Raw genomic sequence first — 18,147 nt, forward strand, 5'->3', positions numbered from 1 at the left:
TGCAAAAAGCTCGGAGGATCGCTCTAACGCCGCCTCACGCTTCCATCGCATATTCCGCCGTCCCCAACCCCTCGATAAGGATATTCAGATGGCCATTGCTAGAGGTTATGCTGCGACCGATGCGTCGAAGCCGCTTACCCCGTTCACCTTCGAACGCCGCGAGCCAAACGATGACGACGTCGTCATCGATATCAAATATGCCGGCATCTGCCACTCGGACATCCACACCGTCCGCAACGAATGGAAAAACGCCGTCTATCCGATCGTTCCCGGCCACGAAATCGCCGGCGTCGTCCGCGCCGTCGGCTCCAAGGTCACGAAGTTCAAGGTCGGCGACCATGTCGGCGTCGGATGTTTCGTCGATTCCTGCGTCGGCTGCGCCACGCGCGATCTCGACAACGAGCAATATATGCCCGGTCTCGTCGGAACCTATAACTCCGTCGATAGAGACGGCAAGACCGCGACCCAGGGCGGCTATTCCGACCATATCGTCGTCCGGGAAGACTACGTCCTTTCCATCCCGGAAAACCTTCCGCTGGATGCCTCTGCGCCGCTTCTCTGCGCCGGCATCACGCTCTATTCGCCGCTGCATCACTGGAATGCCGGCCCCGGCAAAAAGGTCGCCATCGTCGGCATGGGTGGTCTCGGCCATATGGGCGTGAAGATCGGTTCGGCTATGGGCGCGGATATCACCGTTCTCTCCCAGTCCCTGTCGAAGAAGGAAGACGGTCTGAAGCTCGGCGCGAAGGAATATTACGCCACCAGCGATGCCTCGACCTTCGAGAAGCTCGCCGGCACCTTCGACCTGATTCTCTGCACCGTTTCCGCCGAAATCGACTGGAACGCCTACCTCAACCTGCTGAAGGTCAACGGCACGATGGTTCTGCTCGGCGTGCCGGAACATGCGATCCCGGTCCACGCATTCTCGGTCATTCCCGGCCGTCGTTCGCTCGCCGGCTCGATGATCGGCTCGATCAAGGAAACCCAGGAGATGCTGGATTTCTGCGGCAAGCACAACATCGTCTCCGAGATCGAAAAGATCGACATCAAGGACGTCAATGAAGCCTATGAGCGCGTGCTGAAGAGCGACGTGCGTTACCGCTTCGTCATCGATATGGCCTCGCTCGACGCGTGATACGCCTAGAGACGACCAAATGAACAAGGGCGGGAAGTCATGCTTCCCGCCCTTGTTGTTTTTAGGCGTCAGGCCTCGTCCTTCAGCGTCTCTTTCTGGGTAATCAGCCGCGCACTGTGTTGGCCGCTCAGGTAAATCCACAGCCAGCTCCAGGCCACGGCCAGCCGCGAGCGCGTTCCGATCAGGAAGTAGATGTGGGCAAGCCCCCATATCCACCAGGCCAGCACGCCCTTCAGCTTGAACCGGCCAAAATCGATCACCGCCGCGCGTTTGCCGATGGTGGCGAGATTACCCTGATGGCTGTAGCGGAAGGGCGATGGTGACGGCTTGCCCTCCAGCCGTGCCTTGATGACCTTTGCCACATAGGCGCCCTGCTGCTTTGCCGCGGGCGCAATGCCCGGCACCGGCTTGCCGTTTTCCTGATTGACGGCGGCGGTATCGCCGATGACGAAGATATCAGCATCGTCTTCGAGATGAAGCTGCGGCCCGACCATGACACGCCCTGCCCTGTCGCCGGCGGCATTCAGCCACTTGGCGGCCGGAGATGCCTGCACACCGGCGGCCCAGACGACGGTGCGGCACGGATAATAGGTCTCGCCCACCGTCACGCCCTCATCCGTGCAGGCCGTCACCGGCGTGCCGAGCAGAACCTCGACGCCGAGCTTCTCAAGCGCTTGCCTCGCATAGGTCGAAAGATCCTCCGTAAAGACCGGCAGAACGCGCGGTCCCGCCTCCACAAGCAGAACACGGGCCTTTGTCGTATCGACATTGCGGAATTCCGCCGGCAGCGCCCTGTGGGCGAGTTCGGCGATCATGCCCGCCATTTCCACGCCGGTCGGGCCGGCCCCGATGATGACGAAGGTCAGAAGCGCCTGCCGCTCCTCTTCACTGGTGGCAAGTTCGGCCCTTTCGAAGGCCAGAAGCAGTCGGCGGCGGATCGTGGTTGCGTCTTCCAGCGTCTTGAGGCCGGGGGCCGAACGTTCCCACTCGTCACGGCCGAAATAGGCGTGACGTGCGCCGGTGGCCAACACCAGCGTATCGAAGCCGATTACCTGGCCGGAATTCAATTGCACGGTCCGCGCCGCCCGGTCCACGCCGGTCACCTCCGCAAGCAGGGTCGTCACCTCCTTGCGGTCGCGGTAAAGATGGCGGATCGGCCAGGCGATTTCCGATGTCGCCAGCGCCGTCGTCGCAACCTGATACAGCAGGGGCTGGAACAGGTGGTGATTGCGACGGTCGATCAATGTGATGCGGACAGGGAGCCCCTCCAGCCCGTGCACCAGTTGTAAACCGCCGAAGCCTCCACCCACGACGACAACATGATGTTCTTGCATATGTCTCTGCCTTCCAAAATCTGCGCACGGAGCATGCGCAAGGCAAAGCATAGGCGAAAAAATTGACTTTGGTTATGAATTAGGCTGACCGCAGGCCTGACAAAAACGCCGGACAGTTTCAGCCATGCCATATTCCATGGCATCTGCCGTCAGCCCGTGGCCGATGGAAACCTCGGCGAGATTGGGAATGCGTTTCATCAGCTTGGGCAGGTTCGCAACCGTCAGATCATGGCCGGCATTGACGGCTAGCCCGAGTGCTGCGGCATGATCCGCCGTCTGCCCGAGCTTCTCGACGAGCACATCAGCCTTTTGCGGATCGTCAAAACAGCCGCCATAAGGACCGGTGTATAGCTCGATGCGGGAGGCCCCCGTCTCGGCCGCCAGTTCCACCGGCTCGCGCTCACCATCGCCATCGGCAAAAAGCGAGACGCGCATGCCGCCGGACTTCAGGCGTCCCACCACGTCTTTCAGGAAAACGCCGCGCTTGCGGAAATCCCAGCCGTGGTCGGACGTCGCCTGCGACGGGTCGTCAGGCACAAGCGTCACCTGTTCCGGCTGGGTTTCCTCGCAAAGAACGAGGAAATCCTCGGTCGGATAACCTTCGATGTTGAATTCCGCGCCGGGAAAACTGTCGTCGATCAGGGCGCGCAGCACCGGCAGATCGGAAAAGCGGATATGGCGCTGATCCGGTCGCGGGTGTACAGTCAGCCCGCTTGCCCCCGCCGCCAGTGCAATATGCCCGAAATGCGCGACATCCGGCCATGGAAGATCGCGACGGTTGCGTAACATCGCAATTGCGTTCAGATTGACAGAAAGTTTTGCGGGCATGGCATCGAGGCTCCGGTTCGGAATTGACATCCTGTTTCACGCAGGTTGAGGCCGATCGCAAGGAGGCCGGCAAAATTTTTATTACTGCGGGAACGAAAACAGACAATACACGTTACGGTTCTGATGTAGCGTTTGGCATGAGGTTTTGATCGAAAAACATGCCCGTCTTGGGGGAACAAGTAACGGGCACCTTAAAAAGGCAGGCACGCTGTCAAAGAGCGCGAAGGGGGAGACAATGCAGGATGGCCGGATGCCGTTCGAAAGTCACGGCGACGAGGACAAACCCAATCTAAGGATCAGCAGCTTTCTACCGGATATAAGCCTGCCCTCCTCCCTGCCCGCAGAACCCGTGCCCATCGCCGACATGGCCAACATCTTCGGGGTGACCCACCGAACGCTGCATTTTTACGAAGAAAAGGCGCTGCTGACCTCGAAGCGCATCGGCCAGATGCGGGTCTATACCCACCGCAACGTCCAGCGCATGGCCGTCATTAACGTCTGTCGCGAAGTCGGCATATCCGTCGCAGCGATTACCGAGATCATGGAAAAACTCGCCCGTTCGCTCTCGCAGGAAGAGGCCGACGACATATTTCACGCCGCGTTGCGGCAGCGGAAGAGGGAATTGACCGCCGAGCTTTCCACCCTTCAGCGCCAGGCCCAGCAGATCGAGGAACTGCTGGTCGCCGACACGGACGCGGACGGCATGGACGGCGCGGAACGGGCGCCGGCAAAGGACATCGCACTCACCGACACCGAACGAAAATGCCTGGAACTAATGGCGGAGGGTTACGCCCCGGTGAGGCTCGCCCGCGCTCTTGGTCTTTCGGGCAGCGATCTCCATGTTCTCGAGGCGACGATCATCGGCAAGTTCAATGCCAGCAACCGCTTTCAGGCGGTCGCCAAGGCGGTTCTGCTCGGCGTCATCCGCGCCTGATCAACGCACGATCGTCAGGGTCTCCGCCGCGCGGGTAATGGCGGTATAGAGCCACCTTTCGCGCGAGTCCCGGAACGCATAGCTCTCGTCGAAGAGAACCACATTGTTCCACTGCGAACCCTGCGCCTTGTGCACGGTCAGCGCATAGCCGAAATCGAATTCATCATAACGCTTGCGCGTGGACCACGGAATTTCGGTCTCCACATCCTCGAAGGCCGCCTTCAGCAATTTGATCTTGGCAGCACCACGATCCATATCGTCGTCTTCGGGCCGGATCATCAGGTTGATGCCGGGTTTCACCGTCTCGCGCGAAGAGCTCATTACCTGCCATAGCGAGCCGTTGAGCAGCCCCTTGGCGGGATCGTTCCGGAGGCAGACCAGCTTGTCGCCGGATTGCGGATAATCGGCGGTAAAGCCCTTCAGCTCGCGAAGCCGCTGATTGTAGCGACGGCGGGTGCGGTTGGTTCCGACCAGCACCTGATCGGCATCGAGCACCAGCGACTGCGTCACCTCTGACTTGGAGATCACCTGCGCGGAACCATAGTCACCGCGCATGATCTCCCGGCCTTCCCGCACATCCATGGCAAGATGGATGATGGGATTGTCCTTGGCCTGGCGGTGGATTTCCGACAGCAGATAATCCGGCTCCTGTTCGGTAAAGAAGCCGCCGCCCGAAACCGGCGGCAACTGGCCGGGATCGCCGAGCACGAGGATCGGGGTGCCGAAACTCATCAGATCCCTGCCGAGCTGCTCGTCCACCATCGAACATTCATCGATGATGATCAGCGCCGCCTTGGCGAGCGGGCTTTGCCGGTTGATGGAGAACATCGGCGCAATCGAGGTCTTGCCGGTTTCCTCGTCTTCGACAGTTTCTTCGCCGCGCGGGCGGTAGATCAGCGAATGGATGGTGCGGGCGTTGGTGGCGCCACGCGAACGCAGCACCTGCGCGGCTTTGCCAGTGAAGGCCGCAAACAGCACCTCGCCATCGACATTTTCCGCAAAATGCTTGGCAAGCGTCGTCTTGCCCGTCCCGGCATAACCGAACAGCCGGAAAACCGGCGTCCGGCCTTCCTTCAGCCAGCGGGAAACAGCCTTCAGCGCTTCGTCCTGTTGCGGTGAAAATAACATGCGCCCTCATCGCAGGATTCGAGCGTCATGCGCAACAGAAAAAGAACGAAAGATGAATCATCTCGCCAATATGAAGGCTCAATTGATCGCCTGTCGCTCGACAAGCTGCGCCAGCTGCTCCGCAACCGTGTTCCATCCGTCGAAGAAGCCCATCTCCGCGTGCCTGTCACGATCCCCAGGGTTATTGTGCATGGCATAGGCCACATATTCCATGCCATCAGGATGATCGCGAAATGTCATCACGGCGGTGAGGAACGGCTGGGCGGAGGGGCGAAAACCTGCGGTCAGCGCATCGGTGAAGATGAGACGCTGCTCATGATCCACCGCCAGAAAACAGCCGCTGACATGCTGGCCAAATTCCTTGCCGTCTTCGCTGTAGCGCGTCTCGAAAGCGCCGCCGGGATAAAGCTCCATACGGTCGACACGGCATTGGCCGGGATGCGGCACCCACCATTGTTCGAGGCTGGCCTTGTCCGTCCAGGCATTCCAGACGAGCCGGCGCGGCGCCCTGATGATGCGTGAAATCTTCAGGTCAAGATCGGGATTGAAAGTCTCGGTCATTGCTCATTCTCCCCTTTGCTGGACACCCTGTCCTGTTGCGCCATGACGAATTGTTCGAGCCGGTCGGTGCGGCCTTCCCAGATGGCGCGTTGTTGCGACAACCAGCCATCGAGCATGGAAAACCTCTGTTTCTCCAGCGCGCAGAACCGGACACGCCCCTGCTTGCGCGTCACGATCAGCCCCGCCTCCTCCAGCTGGCGAATATGTTTCATGAAGGAAGGCAGAGCCATGTCGAAGGGCTCGGCCAGCGTTCCGACGCTCGCCTCCCCGCCGCCCAGCCTCAGGATCACTGCTCTGCGGGTCGGATCGGCAAGAGATTGGAAGATGTCGTCGAGCGCGCCTGAATAGTTTTCCATAAGGCTAACTATCATATCAAAATAGTTAGCTCAATGGATAAGTTTAAAAATCGCAAAAATTCGTTGCCGCAGGGAATAATCCGTGGGGCTGCGGTGTCTCTTGATGTGCTGGCGGCTTGAGCCCGCCCGAACCAAGGAGGATATACCCATGAAGATCCGCTTTATCGTTCCCGCCCTCGTTCTGGCTTTTGCCGGAACGGCCTATGCCGCCCCTATGGTCGAAACCGTCAAGACCGCCAAGGGCGATGTGCTGGCGGGCGAAAAAGGCATGACGCTCTACACTTTCAAGAACGACAAGAAGGGCGTATCCAATTGTTATGACAAATGCGCGGTGAACTGGCCGCCATTTTTCGCAGCCGCCAGCGACAAGGCCGAGGGCGCCTATTCCCTCGTGAAGCGCAAGGACGGCAAAATGCAATGGGCGAAGGATGGCATGCCGCTTTATTACTGGGTCAAGGACATGAAAAAAGGCGACGCCACCGGCGACGGTGTGAACGGTGTATGGGATGCCGCAAAACCCTGACGGCATGAAGGACGAAAAGCGGGGGAGTAATTCCCCCGCAGCCGGCAGCTTCGAAACGGAGATGCTGGCGCTGATACCCATGCTGCGCCGTTATTCCCGCAGCCTTTCCCGTTCCGATGCCGATGGTGAGGACCTCTTGCAGGACTGCGTGGAAAAGGCGCTGGCCAATAAAAGGCAATGGCGTGGAACGGCTTTGAAAACATGGGCTTACACGATAATGACGAATCTTTATCGCAACCGCCACCGCGCAGAGAAACGCCACCCGTCCGAAAGCCTGGACGGCCATGAGAGCATCGCTGGCGCGGAGACGTTCTCCGACACGCTGGAGAACGACCGGCTGCACAGCGCACTCGCCCTTCTTTCGCCGGACATGCGCGCCGTGCTGATGCTGGTGACGGTGGAGGGCTACAGCTATCAGGAGGCGGCAGAGACATTGTCGATCCCGCTCGGCACCGTCATGTCCAGACTGTCCCGCGCCCGCGAAACCCTTCGCCAGCATCTTGCGGCGGATAATATCATACCCCTGCGGAGACCACGATGAAACGGCCGGACGCCATAACCGAAGACGATCTGCACGCCTATGTCGACGGACTTCTTTCCGACGACGAACGCGCGGCTGTCGAGGCCTGGCTGGCTGAAAGACCGGAGGAGCAGGCCCGCGTGGAGGCATGGAAAAAACAGGCCGACATTTTGCGCAATGCCTTCGCTTCCTATGCCGCCGCACATCCGCATGACGCATCGCTACTCAGCCCGCAAAAGAAGGATCGCGCATGGCGGCTGAAACCGGCCCTCCTCCAGACGGCTGCGGCCTTGCTGATCTTCCTGGCGGGCGCTGCAGCCGGCAGACTGCTGCCCCCATCTTTTTCGACGCCACAGGACGTGACCCTGGCGTCGCTGAGGACAGATATTCCGGCACAGGCGAAATCCGCTTATCTCATCTATGCAAGCGAGGTGCGTCACCCCGTCGAAGTCGGCGCCGGAGAACGCCAGCATCTTGCAACATGGCTCGGCAAACGGCTCGGTTATCCCTTTGCCATCCCCGACCTGTCGAAGATCGGATACGACCTCGTCGGCGGGCGTCTCATCCCCGTCAGCGGCAAGCCGGGCGCGATGCTGATGTATCAGGACAAGACCGGCCGCCGGGTGACCGTGCTGATCGGCCACAACGAGGAAAACCGCACCACCAGCTTCCGCATGGCCAGCGCCGATGGCGTCGAGACCTTCTACTGGATCGACAATGAGCTGGGTTATGCCGTTTCCGCCGAACTGTCGCGCGACGAGGTGCAGGCAATCGCCGAGGAATGTTACCGGCAGTTTCCGACGTGAGGTCTGTTATTTCAGCATTGGCCAGAGGCTGATGACGAGCAGGACAGCCATGGTGATGTTGAACCATTTAAGCCGAACCGGAACCGACAGCCAGTCGCGCAGCACAGAGCCGAAACCGGCCCAGATGGATACGCTGGGAAGATTGACTGCGGCGAAAGCCACGCCAACTAGAAGCACGGTAAGGAAATATTGCCGCTCATCCGTATAGGTCGCCATCGCCGCAACCGCCATCACCCAGGCCTTGGGATTGACCCACTGAAAGGCGGCCGCGGCGAGAAAACTCATCGGCTCGGATGCGGATGAACCTTCGCTGAGGCTGCGGGAGGTGCCGATCTTCCACGCAATCCAGACGAGATAGAGCCCGCCCGCGAATTTCAGCCCCGTGTACAACGCGGGCACGGAATGCAGCAACGCGCCGAGACCGAAGCCGACCCCGATCAGCAGCGACAGAAACCCTGCGCCAATGCCCAGCATATGCGGGATGGTGCGGCGGAAACCGAAATTCACGCCTGACGCAAACAGCATCATATTGTTCGGGCCGGGCGTGATGGAGGTGGTGAAGGCAAACAGCACCAGCGCGATGAAAGTTTCGACAGTCATGACCTCTCCTTGAGCCAAATCCTATCTGCCAGGCCATCGTCAGGCCACCCCGCCGGATCGATGGACGAAGTCAAATTTTTTGATGGATCGATCATGTTGGCCATGGGTTTGAGAAGTCGACACAAGGGACTATTGTCCAATCGACAACCGCTGGAGCAAAACCATGCATGAAGATATTCCTGCCGTCACCCTGCCCTCCGGAAAAGAGGTTCCAGCCCTCGGCCTCGGCACCTGGAACATGGGCGAGACGAGGTCATCGGCAGACGACGAGGTTAAAAGCATCCGCAAAGCACTTGATCTCGGCATGACGCTGGTCGATACCGCGGAAATGTATGCGGACGGCCGGTCGGAAGAAGTGGTCGGAACGGCAATCGCCGGCCGCCGCGACGAGGTGTTTCTGGTCAGCAAGGTCTATCCGTGGAACGCCAGCGCCAGAGGCACTGCGGAAGCCTGCGAGCGCAGCCTCACAAGGCTCGGCACCGATCACATCGACCTCTACCTGCTGCACTGGCGCGGCGAACACCCGCTTGCAGAAACCGTGGCGGCTTTCGAAAGGCTGAAAAGCGATGGCAAGATCGGCAATTGGGGGGTTTCCAATTTCGACACCGACGATATGGAAGAGCTTTTCGCGGTTCCCGAGGGCAAAAACTGCGCCGCCAATGAGGTGCTCTACAACCTCTCCCGGCGCGGGCCGGAATTTTCCCTTCTGCCCTGGTGCCAGCAGCACGGCGTGCCGCTAATGGCCTATTCCCCCATCGAGCAGGGTCGTATCCTGAAGAACCACGAACTCATCCGCATCGCCAAAGCCTATCAGGCGACACCGGCGCAATTGGCTCTGGCCTTTCTTTTGGACAGGGACGGTGTCATCGCCATTCCCAAATCCGCCAGCGTGTCCCGTATCACGGAAAATCGCGGCGCCACCGATCTTGAAATAACCGAGGAAGACTGGACCGCCCTCGACGCCGCCTTCCCGCCGCCGACGCGCAAGACGGCGCTGGAAATGCTGTGACGCAACAGGGCGTTAGCAGGCATTTCGGAATCAGGCTCTGAAGCGGTTGAATCGGAATGTGAGAACCGGGAACCGCCAGCTTTCGAAACCGCAATAACGGCGCGGCAAGCCGCGCCGTCGGTCAAATAGTACCCGGGGCTTTATGACGGTATGCGGGGTTCGTATTCCTCTTTCAACGCCAGCCACGTATCCCAGAAAGGTGCCGGTTCCTTTTCCTGAAGACGGGCGGCGAGAATATCGAGATGCACATGCCAGCCGGCGCTGACATCGAGCTTGGTCTTCCTGCCAACCAGCCGGCGATGAGTAAGCGTCAGAAGCACATCCTTGCCCAGAGCCTGAAGCTCGATTGACACCTCTCCGCCCTCGCCCCAACTGAAGACAAGGCGATGCGGTGGAACGACGGTAATGATGCGGGACGCCATCTTTTCCTCTTCGGAAAAGCCTTCCGGGCGATGGCCCGGCGGGTCGGAAAGCTCATCGTTACGCCAGACGAGTTCGAACGGCGCATCTGGCGCAAGCCGCATTTCACCGGAAGCCAGCCAGCGGCGGCGAAGCTCGCTTTGTGTCAGATAGGCCCATACCCGCTCGATCGGCCCCGGTAGCAGCCGTTCGATCTTTAAGGTGGTCGGCTCGACGAGACGGCCATAGGTTTCAGGCATTGCAATATCAGCCATTGTCATTTCCTCCATCTGCAGGGATTTTTCCCTGATCTTCCTCCCTGAGCATCTGCTCAAGAATATCGAGGCGGCTGCCCCAGAACTGCCGGTAGAAATCCAGCCATTCATACGCTTCTTCCAGCCGTTCCGGCGCAAGGCGGCAGACATGGATACGCCCCCTCACCTCGCGGCGGATGAGACCCGCGTTTTCCAGCGCCTTGATGTGCTTTGAAGCCGCAGCGAGCGATATCTCGAACGGCTGAGCCAACTGGCTCACCGTTCGCTCGCCACGCGAAAGATCGCGCAACATCGTGCGTCGCGTTGCGTCGCCAAGGGCGTGAAAGACAGTGTCGAGATGTGAAGCGGATAATTCAACCATGTTGTTGAATATAGTGCCTTAGCCGAGAAAGTCAACCATATGGTTGAATATCAATCCGCGAAACGAATTCCATAAAAAAACCCGCGGCAAACCGCGGGTCAGACTGCTGACAAAGGTTAAATATCTCTCATCCGTCATCCTCGCCCTTGAGGCGAGGATCCACAGCCGTTGAAGGCATGGATCCTCGGGTCAAGCCCGAGGATGACGTCGGTTTAGCGAGAAGCCTGTCGCAAGATTGCGTCGCTCACATCCCCTGCGAACCGCGGTTCATCGCGGCAATACCCGTGCGGCAAATCTCGATCAGGCCGAGCGGCTTGATGATGGCCACGAACTGATCGATCTTCGAAGACTTGCCGGTGATCTCGAAGATGAAATGCTCCACCGTCGCATCCACCACCTTGGCCTGAAACGCATCGGCAAGCCGCAGCGCTTCGGCGCGGACTTCGCCCGTGCCGGCAACCTTGATCAGCGCCACTTCGCGCTCGATCGGCCGTTCCTGCCCGAGTTCGCGGGCACGGACGGTGAGATCGAGAACCCGGTGCACCGGAACGATGCGTTCCAGCTGCGCCTTGATCTGCTCCAGCACGATGGGCGTGCCGCGCGTGACGATGGTGATGCGCGACAGATGTGCCTCATGTTCCGTTTCCGAAACCGTCAGGCTTTCGATATTGTAGCCGCGGCCTGAAAACAGGCCGATGACCCGGGCGAGGACGCCCGGCTCGTTGCTGACGAGAACCGACAGCGTGTGATTTTCGACGGCGGCCGTTTCCTTCTGGATGAAATAGGCCGAGCCGGTGGGTTGTAGGTGTGCGTTCATGTCCTTTTCCTCTCCCGGCTCAGACTAGCTGACGGCCCTTGGCATCAATGGCGTTGGCAACGGCTTCATCCGTCGCCTCATCCGGCAACAGCATCTCGTTATGGGCTTTACCAGACGGGATCATCGGGAAGCAATTGGCAAGATTGGCGACGCGGCAATCGAAGATGACAGGCTTGTTGACCGCAATCATCTCGGCAATCTTGTCGTCCAGTTCCTTCGGATCGTCGCAATACATGCCAACCGCGCCATAGGCTTCCGCCAGCTTGACGAAGTCAGGCATGGCTTCGGTATAGGAGTTGGACAGGCGGTTGCCGTGCAGCAGCTGCTGCCATTGCCGCACCATGCCCATATACTGGTTGTTGAGAATGAAGATCTTCACCGGCAGACCATACTGGATGGCGCAGGACATTTCCTGAATGCACATCTGGATCGAGGCGTCACCGGCAATGTCGATGACCAATGCTTCGGAATGCGCGACCTGCACGCCGATGGCCGCCGGCAGGCCATAACCCATCGTGCCGAGGCCGCCCGAAGTCATCCAGTGGTTCGGCTCCTCGAAGCCGAAGAACTGCGCGGCCCACATCTGGTGCTGGCCAACTTCTGTCGTGATGTAGGTGTCGCGACCCTTCGACGCTTCGTAAAGCCGCTGCAAGGCATATTGCGGCATGATGACATCGTTGGAATTCTTATAGGCGAAGGAGTTGCGGGCACGCCAGCGCTCGATCTGTGACCACCACTCTGCGGTCTGCGTCTTCTCCGGCTTCTTCGGCAGAGCACGCCACAGGCGCACCATATCTTCCAGGACATGGCCGACATCGCCGATAACAGGCACATCGACACGAACGGTCTTGTTGATCGAAGACGGATCGATATCGATATGGATCTTCTTGGAATTCGGCGAAAACGCATTGATGCGTCCGGTAATACGGTCGTCGAAACGCGCGCCGATGCAGACCATGACATCGCAATCATGCATCGTCATATTGGCTTCGTAGGAACCGTGCATGCCCAGCATGCCGAGCCAGTTCTTGCCGGACGCCGGATAGGCGCCAAGGCCCATCAGCGTCGACGTGATCGGGAAACCGGTCAGCTCGACCAGTTCGCGCAGCAGGCGGGTTGCCTCCGGACCGGAATTGATGACGCCACCGCCGGTATAGAAAACCGGCTTCTTTGCCTTGGACATCAACTCGATGGCGGCATGGATGGCGTTGAGGTCGCCCTGAACCTTCGGCTTGTAGCTCTTCTGCTGAACGGCGGCGGAAGGCGGCGTATAGGTGCCGGTGGCGAACTGGATGTCCTTCGGAATATCGACAACGACAGGACCCGGGCGGCCAGTCTGCGCAATGCGGAAGGCCTCGTGAATGATGCCGGCCAGCTCGTTGACGTCCTTGACCAGCCAGTTGTGCTTGGTGCAGGGGCGCGTGATGCCGACGGTGTCGCATTCCTGGAACGCGTCCGAGCCTATGAGCGTGGTGGGAACCTGGCCGGACAGGCAGACGAGCGGGATGGAATCCATCAGCGCATCCTGCAGCGGGGTGACCGCATTGGTGGCGCCAGGGCCGGAGGTAACGAGCATGACGCCGACCTTGCCGGTGGAGCGGGCATACCCTTCGGCCGCGTGGCCGGCACCCTGCTCATGACGCACGAGAATGTGCTGAATGTCTTCCTGCTGGAAAATCTCGTCATAAATCGGAAGAACGGCACCGCCGGGATAACCGAAGATGTGCTCGACGCCGTTATCCTTCAGCGCCTGCAGAACGATCTCCGCACCGGTCATGCGATTGCTGTTTTCCGTATTGTCCTTATCCGTCATTGCCTGTTTCCATCCCGCTTTGGCTTTGGATATCGAGGAGCCCGAGGGCCTGTTTGAAGACATAAAAAAAGGCCCCTAGAGGAGCCTCGTTCAGCGCATGGGTGCTTTCGCCGGATGGTTACACCATCCTGCCCATGCGCCGTCCCACCACGATAAGTACGTTAAGATTTTTCATGGGCCGGAGTGTTAGCCACAAACGCCCCAGCCGTCAACGCATATTGCAGGAAAAAATCACCGCCGCCTTCTTTTATTGCCCGAAAGCGGACTTTGGCGAAATTTTCGAACGCGGCCAATACACCTGTTGTTAAGCATAATCTTTTAGTCTCGAGAGCGCAGATGCTGCCCGAACCAACGCGATCATCCGCATGTACCGGGAAAAAATGTGAATAACGACACGTCTCATAACGCGTCCCGCATGGACGAAAACGAACGGCGATCCGGCGAGCAGCCGGCAAACCGCATGCTCGGCCGCGTCATCGCCTGCAACGGTGCGCACGCCACAATTGCGGCCGAAACCGAACCGGGCACCACCGATGCGTCGCAGCTCTGGTCTGTCGGCCGCCTGATATCCATCGAAATGGGAACGAGCCGTGTCGCGGCCCTCGTCTTTGCCATGCGCACCGGTGAAGAATACTGGGCGGCGGACAGGCCGAACAGGCTGCTGATCGACGTTGAGCTGGTGGGCGAGGTCTATCGCACCGAGGACGGCAGCGAGCGCTTTTCCACCGGCATCTCCCGTTACCCTTATCTCGGCGCGGTGGCGCATCGCATCCGCACCAGCGATCTTGCCAAGATTTACGACAGCGGCAAGCGTGATGGCTGCGTCATCGGCAGGCTGACTCAGGACGATACGATCAACGCCACCATCAGCATTCCGCAGATGCTCGCCAAACATTTCGCCGTCGTCGGATCGACGGGCGTGGGCAAGACCACCGCCGTTTCGCTGCTTCTGAACAAGGCAATCGAGACCGACCCGAAATTACGCGTCCTCATTCTCGATCCGCATAATGAATTCGCGGCCGCTTTTCCCGATCATGCCGTCGTCATCGATACCGACACGCTGGACCTTCCCTTCTGGCTGATGCGCCTTGAAGAATTTGCGGAAGTGATTTTCCGCGGACGTAAACCCATGCCGGAAGAAATGGATGTCCTTCGCGACCTCGTTCCGGAAGCGAAAAAAGCGTTTCGCGGCACCGAGGGTTCCGCCGTGCGCCGCACATCTGACAAGAGCGCGATCACACCGGATACGCCGGTGCCCTACCGCATCGCCGATCTTCTCGCCCTCATCGACGAGCGTATCGGTCGACTGGAAGGGCGCAGCGAAAAACCCGCGCTGCGCTCTCTGAAAGGCCGTATCCTCTCGGCCATCAACGACACACGCTATAATTTCATGTTCTCCAGCAATACGATCAGCGACACCATTCTGGAGACGGTGGCGCATATTTTCCGTATTCCCGGGGAAGGCAAGCCGATTTCAGTATTCCAGCTTTCCGGCATCCCCTCCGAAGTGGTGAATTCGGTGGTCTCCGTCCTCTGCCGCATGTCCTTCGAACTGGCGGTGCTGGCGCGCGGCTCGCTGCATATGCTTGTCGTCTGCGAGGAAGCGCACCGTTATGTGCCCGCCGACCCCGAGCGCGGCTTTTTCCCTACCCGGCAATCCATCGCTCAGATCGCCAAGGAAGGCCGCAAATACGGCATTTCGCTCGGCGTCATCAGCCAGCGGCCAAGCGAGCTGGACCAGACCATCCTGTCGCAATGTTCGACCGTTTTCGCCATGCGGCTGTCGAACGAGATCGACCAGAAGATCATTCTCTCCGCCGTACCGAACGCATCGACCTCGACCACCAGCTTTCTGTCTTCCATCGGCAATGGCGAAGCCATCGCCTTCGGCGAGGCCGTGAATGTGCCGATGCGCATGCGTTTCGACCGCGTGGCCACCGCGAAATTGCCGAAAGCGAGCGGCACCATCAACCATACGAACCATGAAACCCCTGACACGGTCGATCTGAACAATATCGTCACCCGCATGCGCGCCACGCCGAAACCCGTCATCACCGGTTTCCAGCAAAGCGTCGAAGCGGCTTTCTCCGATCTCCCCGAACCGGCCCCGCCAAGCCGGGCAACGGACGAGATCGACAGCTGGAAGCGTGAACTGGGAACGCCCGCAGCTGAGGGGTATGAGCCCTATCGCCCGGACATGCTGCCCGGGCGGGCGCTGTCTGCGCCACCCTCCAACGCTTCGACGGACCCCACTTCCGGCGCAGTCAACGAGTTGCGCAAGGCCGGTTTCCAGATGCAGGCCCAGAATGGCCCGTCGCCCGGCGAGACGCGCCCTTCGCTGCGCGAAAGCCTGTTGAAGAAGCCGCTCGGCAGCCTCTACCGCAAGGACTAGGCCCGTTTCAGGGCTGGATTCGCGTCCAGTCGTCGCCCATCTGGTTACGGAACCAGGTCATCTGCCGTTTGGCATATTGCCGGGTCGCGGCCGCCGATTTTTCGATCACCTCCGCCTGGCTCATGCGTCCCGCCAGCATATCGGCTATCTGAGAAACGCCGATCGCCTTCATCGCCGTTGCATCCGGTGCAAGATCAAGCGCGAGAAGCGCCTGCACCTCTTCCACCGCACCGCTGTCCACCATCATCTCGAAACGGCGGTTGATGCGGTCATGCAGCACCGGCCTCTCCGGCAGGACGACGAATTTCTGCGCCCGGTCGGGATCGACGATCATCGGGCCGCTGGCGCGTTGAAAATCCCGGATCGACTTTCCGGTCGCCTTGATAACCTCCAGCGCTCGGACGATACGCTGGCCATCTCCCGGCTGCAGCAAATCCGCCATGGCCGGATCGTGCCGTGCGAGTTCGGCATGGAGCGCAGCCGCCCCCTCCCCGATCAGCCGGGCACGCAAGCCATCGCGGATATCATCGGGAATGGCGGGCATGTCGGAAAGCCCACCCGTCAGCGCCTTGAAATAAAGCCCCGTACCGCCGACGATGACGGGCAAACGCCCCTGCTCGCGCAAATCTGCAAGCAGGCAGGAAATCTCCCGCAGCCATTCGCCGGTTGAGTAGAGGCAGCTCGCTGGCACGTGGCCGTAGAGAAGATGCGGTATGCCTTCCATCTCCTCTTCGGACGGTCGTGCCGTCAGCACCCGCAACGTGTCGTAAACCTGCATGCTGTCGGCATTGATGACAACGCCGTCCCGCTCCCGCGCCAAACGAAGCGCAAGCGCGGACTTGCCGCTTGCCGTTGGGCCGGTTATCAGGATCGCATCAAAATTCTCATCAAGGTTTTTCATCATGGCTCTCGTTGCCACGCTTATCGCCAATCCGTCAAATCCCGTTCTGACACCGGCCCTCGGCGAAGCGGCCGCGAAGGCCGTCAACGCATCGGGCCTCTACTGGCTAGCCGATGGCATTGCCTGCGATATCGCCCTGCCCTCCGGCACCGCCGCCGAACAGGCACGCAGCGCTCTTGCCGCCGCGCTTGCCGGAAAACCGATCGATGTCGCCATCCAGGAACAGGATCAGCGGCGCAAGAAGCTTTTGATCGCCGACATGGATTCGACCATGATCGGCCAGGAATGCATCGACGAACTGGCGGCCGAAGTCGGTCTGAAGGACAAGGTCTCCGCCATCACCGCCCGCGCCATGAACGGCGAGATCGCTTTTGAGCCGGCTCTGCGTGAGCGCGTGGCGCTGCTGAGGGGCCTGCCGGTCTCCGTCATCGATGACGTCATCGAAAAGCGCATCACGCTGACACCGGGCGGCAGGGAACTGATCGCCACCATGAAGGCGAAAGGTTATTATACCGCCCTCGTTTCCGGCGGCTTCACCGTTTTCACCGGTCGCGTCGCCGCCATGCTCGGTTTTGACGAGAACCGCGCCAATCTGCTCGGCGAAGCCAATGGCGAGCTTGATGGCACTGTTGCCGAACCCATTCTCGGCAAACAGGCCAAGGTGGATGCGCTGAACGACATTGCCGCAAAGCTTGGCATTTCCCCTGATGAGGCGATGGCGGTCGGCGATGGCGCCAACGATCTCGGCATGCTGCATGTGGCGGGTTCAGGCGTTGCCCTCCACGCCAAGCCGGCCGTCGCCGCCGAAGCGCAGATGCGTATCGACCATGGCGACCTGACAGCGCTCCTCTACATCCAGGGCTATCGCAAGACGGATTTTGTCATTCCATGATCATTCGTGAGACACAAAGGCTCATTCTGCGCGAGTGGAAGGAGAGCGACCGCGACCTGTTCCGCGAAATCAATGCGGATGAAAAGGTCATGGAATTTTTCCCCTTCCGCCGCAGCCATGCGGAAGCCGACGCGGTGCTGGAAACCATCAACGGCATGATCCGCGGCAGCGGCTATGGTTTTTATGCGATGGAACTGCGCGAAACCGGAGAGGTCATGGGCTTCTGTGGCATATCGCCCGTCATGAACCTCGATCCGCCCTTCCCGCTCGGCACCATGGAAATCGGCTGGCGGCTCGCCACCCGCTTCTGGGGGAATGGTTATGTCACCGAAGCCGCGCAATCGCTGCTCGTCATGGCCTTCGACGAAAAGGAAACGCCGGAAATCGTCTCCTTTGCCGTCCACGATAACCACCGTTCGACGGCAGTGATGGAGCGCATCGGCCTCAAACGTGACCCGTCCCGCGATTTCGACCATCCGCGCGTGCCGGAAGATACCCACCCACATCTGCGACCGCACGTCACCTACGCGCTGACGCTGGAGGAATGGCGGGCGCGATAGGAC

At 59.9% G+C, this 18,147-nt stretch carries 20 protein-coding genes; 9 read left to right on the forward strand and 11 right to left on the reverse strand.

Annotated features, from left to right (window positions below):
• Positions 1-88 precede the first annotated feature (88 nt).
• A complete protein-coding gene (locus tag O9X91_RS04315) occupies positions 89-1,135 on the forward strand; it encodes an NAD(P)-dependent alcohol dehydrogenase (protein WP_077981731.1) in 1,047 nt (348 codons plus the stop codon).
• A gap of 68 nt (positions 1,136-1,203) precedes the next feature.
• Here O9X91_RS04315 and O9X91_RS04320 read toward each other — a convergent pair whose 3' ends face one another.
• Both O9X91_RS04320 and O9X91_RS04325 read right to left on the reverse strand, forming a co-directional pair.
• Complete coding sequence (locus O9X91_RS04320; protein ID WP_142911582.1) at positions 1,204-2,469, reverse strand: NAD(P)/FAD-dependent oxidoreductase; 1,266 nt, start codon at positions 2,467-2,469, stop codon at positions 1,204-1,206.
• A gap of 72 nt (positions 2,470-2,541) precedes the next feature.
• On the reverse strand, positions 2,542-3,297 hold the full coding sequence (locus O9X91_RS04325; protein ID WP_142911583.1) for a pyridoxine 5'-phosphate synthase: 756 nt from the start codon (positions 3,295-3,297) through the stop codon (positions 2,542-2,544).
• 235 nt (positions 3,298-3,532) lie between these two features.
• On the opposite strand from O9X91_RS04325, the gene O9X91_RS04330 reads away from it, so the two are divergent.
• The gene (locus O9X91_RS04330) at positions 3,533-4,231 is read left to right on the forward strand and encodes a MerR family transcriptional regulator (protein ID WP_137410655.1); all 699 of its coding nucleotides are present in this window, start codon (positions 3,533-3,535) and stop codon (positions 4,229-4,231) included.
• Here the strand turns inward: O9X91_RS04330 and O9X91_RS04335 are convergent, their stop codons facing one another.
• From O9X91_RS04335 to O9X91_RS04345, 3 genes are all read right to left on the reverse strand, one after another.
• Positions 4,232-5,359: an ATP-dependent DNA helicase gene (locus O9X91_RS04335; RefSeq protein ID WP_077981728.1), complete on the reverse strand. Its 1,128-nt coding sequence runs from the start codon at positions 5,357-5,359 to the stop codon at positions 4,232-4,234.
• Positions 5,360-5,437: 78 nt separating this feature from the next.
• A complete protein-coding gene (locus O9X91_RS04340; protein ID WP_142911584.1) occupies positions 5,438-5,920 on the reverse strand; it encodes an SRPBCC family protein in 483 nt (160 codons plus the stop codon).
• A complete protein-coding gene (locus O9X91_RS04345; RefSeq protein WP_162520295.1) occupies positions 5,917-6,276 on the reverse strand; it encodes an ArsR/SmtB family transcription factor in 360 nt (119 codons plus the stop codon). The genes O9X91_RS04340 and O9X91_RS04345 overlap by 4 nt, the downstream gene beginning before the upstream one ends.
• 148 nt (positions 6,277-6,424) lie before the next feature.
• Between O9X91_RS04345 and O9X91_RS04350 the strand changes: the two genes are divergently transcribed.
• Genes O9X91_RS04350 through O9X91_RS04360 form a run of 3 tightly spaced genes read left to right on the forward strand, consistent with a single transcriptional unit; the run spans position 6,425 to position 8,125 of the window.
• Positions 6,425-6,799: a COG4315 family predicted lipoprotein gene (locus O9X91_RS04350; protein ID WP_162520296.1), complete on the forward strand. Its 375-nt coding sequence runs from the start codon at positions 6,425-6,427 to the stop codon at positions 6,797-6,799.
• Positions 6,783-7,340, forward strand: a complete 558-nt coding sequence (locus O9X91_RS04355; RefSeq protein WP_162520297.1) for an RNA polymerase sigma factor — start codon at positions 6,783-6,785, stop codon at positions 7,338-7,340. The genes O9X91_RS04350 and O9X91_RS04355 overlap by 17 nt, the downstream gene beginning before the upstream one ends.
• Positions 7,337-8,125 (forward strand): anti-sigma factor family protein, encoded by a 789-nt coding sequence (locus O9X91_RS04360; protein ID WP_142911586.1) that lies wholly within the window; start codon positions 7,337-7,339, stop codon positions 8,123-8,125. The genes O9X91_RS04355 and O9X91_RS04360 overlap by 4 nt, the downstream gene beginning before the upstream one ends.
• Before the next feature lie 6 nt (positions 8,126-8,131).
• Here O9X91_RS04360 and O9X91_RS04365 read toward each other — a convergent pair whose 3' ends face one another.
• The gene (locus tag O9X91_RS04365) at positions 8,132-8,725 is read right to left on the reverse strand and encodes a LysE family translocator (RefSeq protein ID WP_142911587.1); all 594 of its coding nucleotides are present in this window, start codon (positions 8,723-8,725) and stop codon (positions 8,132-8,134) included.
• 163 nt (positions 8,726-8,888) lie between these two features.
• Here O9X91_RS04365 and O9X91_RS04370 point away from each other — a divergent pair, with 163 nt between their 5' ends.
• Positions 8,889-9,734 (forward strand): aldo/keto reductase, encoded by an 846-nt coding sequence (locus O9X91_RS04370; RefSeq protein ID WP_142911588.1) that lies wholly within the window; start codon positions 8,889-8,891, stop codon positions 9,732-9,734.
• 140 nt (positions 9,735-9,874) lie between these two features.
• On the opposite strand, the gene O9X91_RS04375 is transcribed toward O9X91_RS04370, so the two are convergent.
• The 4 genes from O9X91_RS04375 to O9X91_RS04390 all read right to left on the reverse strand — a co-directional run bounded on the left by O9X91_RS04375 (position 9,875) and on the right by O9X91_RS04390 (position 13,399).
• Positions 9,875-10,408, reverse strand: a complete 534-nt coding sequence (locus O9X91_RS04375; RefSeq protein ID WP_077981720.1) for an SRPBCC family protein — start codon at positions 10,406-10,408, stop codon at positions 9,875-9,877.
• Positions 10,401-10,769, reverse strand: coding sequence for an ArsR/SmtB family transcription factor (locus O9X91_RS04380; RefSeq protein ID WP_077981776.1), 369 nt, complete (start codon positions 10,767-10,769; stop codon positions 10,401-10,403). Before O9X91_RS04380 ends, O9X91_RS04375 begins: the two co-directional genes overlap by 8 nt.
• A gap of 244 nt (positions 10,770-11,013) precedes the next feature.
• Entirely contained in the window at positions 11,014-11,586 is a 573-nt protein-coding gene (gene ilvN / locus O9X91_RS04385; RefSeq protein ID WP_003507555.1) for an acetolactate synthase small subunit, read from the reverse strand.
• A gap of 19 nt (positions 11,587-11,605) precedes the next feature.
• Positions 11,606-13,399 (reverse strand): acetolactate synthase 3 large subunit, encoded by a 1,794-nt coding sequence (locus tag O9X91_RS04390; RefSeq protein ID WP_142911589.1) that lies wholly within the window; start codon positions 13,397-13,399, stop codon positions 11,606-11,608.
• Between the two features lie 382 nt (positions 13,400-13,781).
• On the opposite strand from O9X91_RS04390, the gene O9X91_RS04395 reads away from it, so the two are divergent.
• Positions 13,782-15,791: an ATP-binding protein gene (locus O9X91_RS04395; RefSeq protein WP_142911590.1), complete on the forward strand. Its 2,010-nt coding sequence runs from the start codon at positions 13,782-13,784 to the stop codon at positions 15,789-15,791.
• A 7-nt stretch (positions 15,792-15,798) separates the two neighbouring features.
• Here the strand turns inward: O9X91_RS04395 and miaA are convergent, their stop codons facing one another.
• Positions 15,799-16,695 carry a tRNA (adenosine(37)-N6)-dimethylallyltransferase MiaA gene (gene miaA, locus O9X91_RS04400; RefSeq protein ID WP_269833428.1) on the reverse strand — a complete coding sequence of 299 codons (897 nt, stop codon included), beginning with the start codon at positions 16,693-16,695 and terminating at the stop codon, positions 15,799-15,801.
• On the opposite strand from miaA, the gene serB reads away from it, so the two are divergent.
• Both serB and O9X91_RS04410 read left to right on the forward strand, forming a co-directional pair.
• On the forward strand, positions 16,694-17,584 hold the full coding sequence (serB, locus tag O9X91_RS04405; RefSeq protein ID WP_269833427.1) for a phosphoserine phosphatase SerB: 891 nt from the start codon (positions 16,694-16,696) through the stop codon (positions 17,582-17,584). The two genes, miaA and serB, sit on opposite strands and share 2 nt — an antisense overlap.
• Entirely contained in the window at positions 17,581-18,144 is a 564-nt protein-coding gene (locus O9X91_RS04410) for a GNAT family N-acetyltransferase (protein ID WP_269833426.1), read from the forward strand. Before serB ends, O9X91_RS04410 begins: the two co-directional genes overlap by 4 nt.
• Positions 18,145-18,147 lie beyond the last annotated feature (3 nt).

It is taken from the genome of Agrobacterium salinitolerans, assembly GCF_027498475.1.
Lineage (GTDB): Bacteria > Pseudomonadota > Alphaproteobacteria > Rhizobiales > Rhizobiaceae > Agrobacterium > Agrobacterium salinitolerans.

Excerpts from the sequence above, each read along its gene's own strand:
- O9X91_RS04375 (WP_077981720.1), bottom strand. The coding sequence starts at position 10,408 with ATGGCTGATATTGCAATGCCTGAAACCTATGGCCGTCTCGTCGAGCCG.
- serB (WP_269833427.1), top strand. The coding sequence starts at position 16,694 with ATGGCTCTCGTTGCCACGCTTATCGCCAATCCGTCAAATCCCGTTCTG.
- O9X91_RS04365 (WP_142911587.1), bottom strand. The coding sequence starts at position 8,725 with ATGACTGTCGAAACTTTCATCGCGCTGGTGCTGTTTGCCTTCACCACC.
- miaA (WP_269833428.1), bottom strand. The coding sequence starts at position 16,695 with ATGATGAAAAACCTTGATGAGAATTTTGATGCGATCCTGATAACCGGC.
- O9X91_RS04355 (WP_162520297.1), top strand. The coding sequence starts at position 6,783 with ATGCCGCAAAACCCTGACGGCATGAAGGACGAAAAGCGGGGGAGTAAT.
- O9X91_RS04345 (WP_162520295.1), bottom strand. The coding sequence starts at position 6,276 with ATGGAAAACTATTCAGGCGCGCTCGACGACATCTTCCAATCTCTTGCC.
- ilvN (WP_003507555.1), bottom strand. The coding sequence starts at position 11,586 with ATGAACGCACACCTACAACCCACCGGCTCGGCCTATTTCATCCAGAAG.
- O9X91_RS04335 (WP_077981728.1), bottom strand. The coding sequence starts at position 5,359 with ATGTTATTTTCACCGCAACAGGACGAAGCGCTGAAGGCTGTTTCCCGC.
- O9X91_RS04350 (WP_162520296.1), top strand. The coding sequence starts at position 6,425 with ATGAAGATCCGCTTTATCGTTCCCGCCCTCGTTCTGGCTTTTGCCGGA.
- O9X91_RS04320 (WP_142911582.1), bottom strand. The coding sequence starts at position 2,469 with ATGCAAGAACATCATGTTGTCGTCGTGGGTGGAGGCTTCGGCGGTTTA.
- O9X91_RS04340 (WP_142911584.1), bottom strand. The coding sequence starts at position 5,920 with ATGACCGAGACTTTCAATCCCGATCTTGACCTGAAGATTTCACGCATC.
- O9X91_RS04370 (WP_142911588.1), top strand. The coding sequence starts at position 8,889 with ATGCATGAAGATATTCCTGCCGTCACCCTGCCCTCCGGAAAAGAGGTT.
- O9X91_RS04325 (WP_142911583.1), bottom strand. The coding sequence starts at position 3,297 with ATGCCCGCAAAACTTTCTGTCAATCTGAACGCAATTGCGATGTTACGC.
- O9X91_RS04380 (WP_077981776.1), bottom strand. The coding sequence starts at position 10,769 with ATGGTTGAATTATCCGCTTCACATCTCGACACTGTCTTTCACGCCCTT.
- O9X91_RS04390 (WP_142911589.1), bottom strand. The coding sequence starts at position 13,399 with ATGACGGATAAGGACAATACGGAAAACAGCAATCGCATGACCGGTGCG.
- O9X91_RS04330 (WP_137410655.1), top strand. The coding sequence starts at position 3,533 with ATGCAGGATGGCCGGATGCCGTTCGAAAGTCACGGCGACGAGGACAAA.
- O9X91_RS04360 (WP_142911586.1), top strand. The coding sequence starts at position 7,337 with ATGAAACGGCCGGACGCCATAACCGAAGACGATCTGCACGCCTATGTC.
- O9X91_RS04410 (WP_269833426.1), top strand. The coding sequence starts at position 17,581 with ATGATCATTCGTGAGACACAAAGGCTCATTCTGCGCGAGTGGAAGGAG.
- O9X91_RS04315 (WP_077981731.1), top strand. The coding sequence starts at position 89 with ATGGCCATTGCTAGAGGTTATGCTGCGACCGATGCGTCGAAGCCGCTT.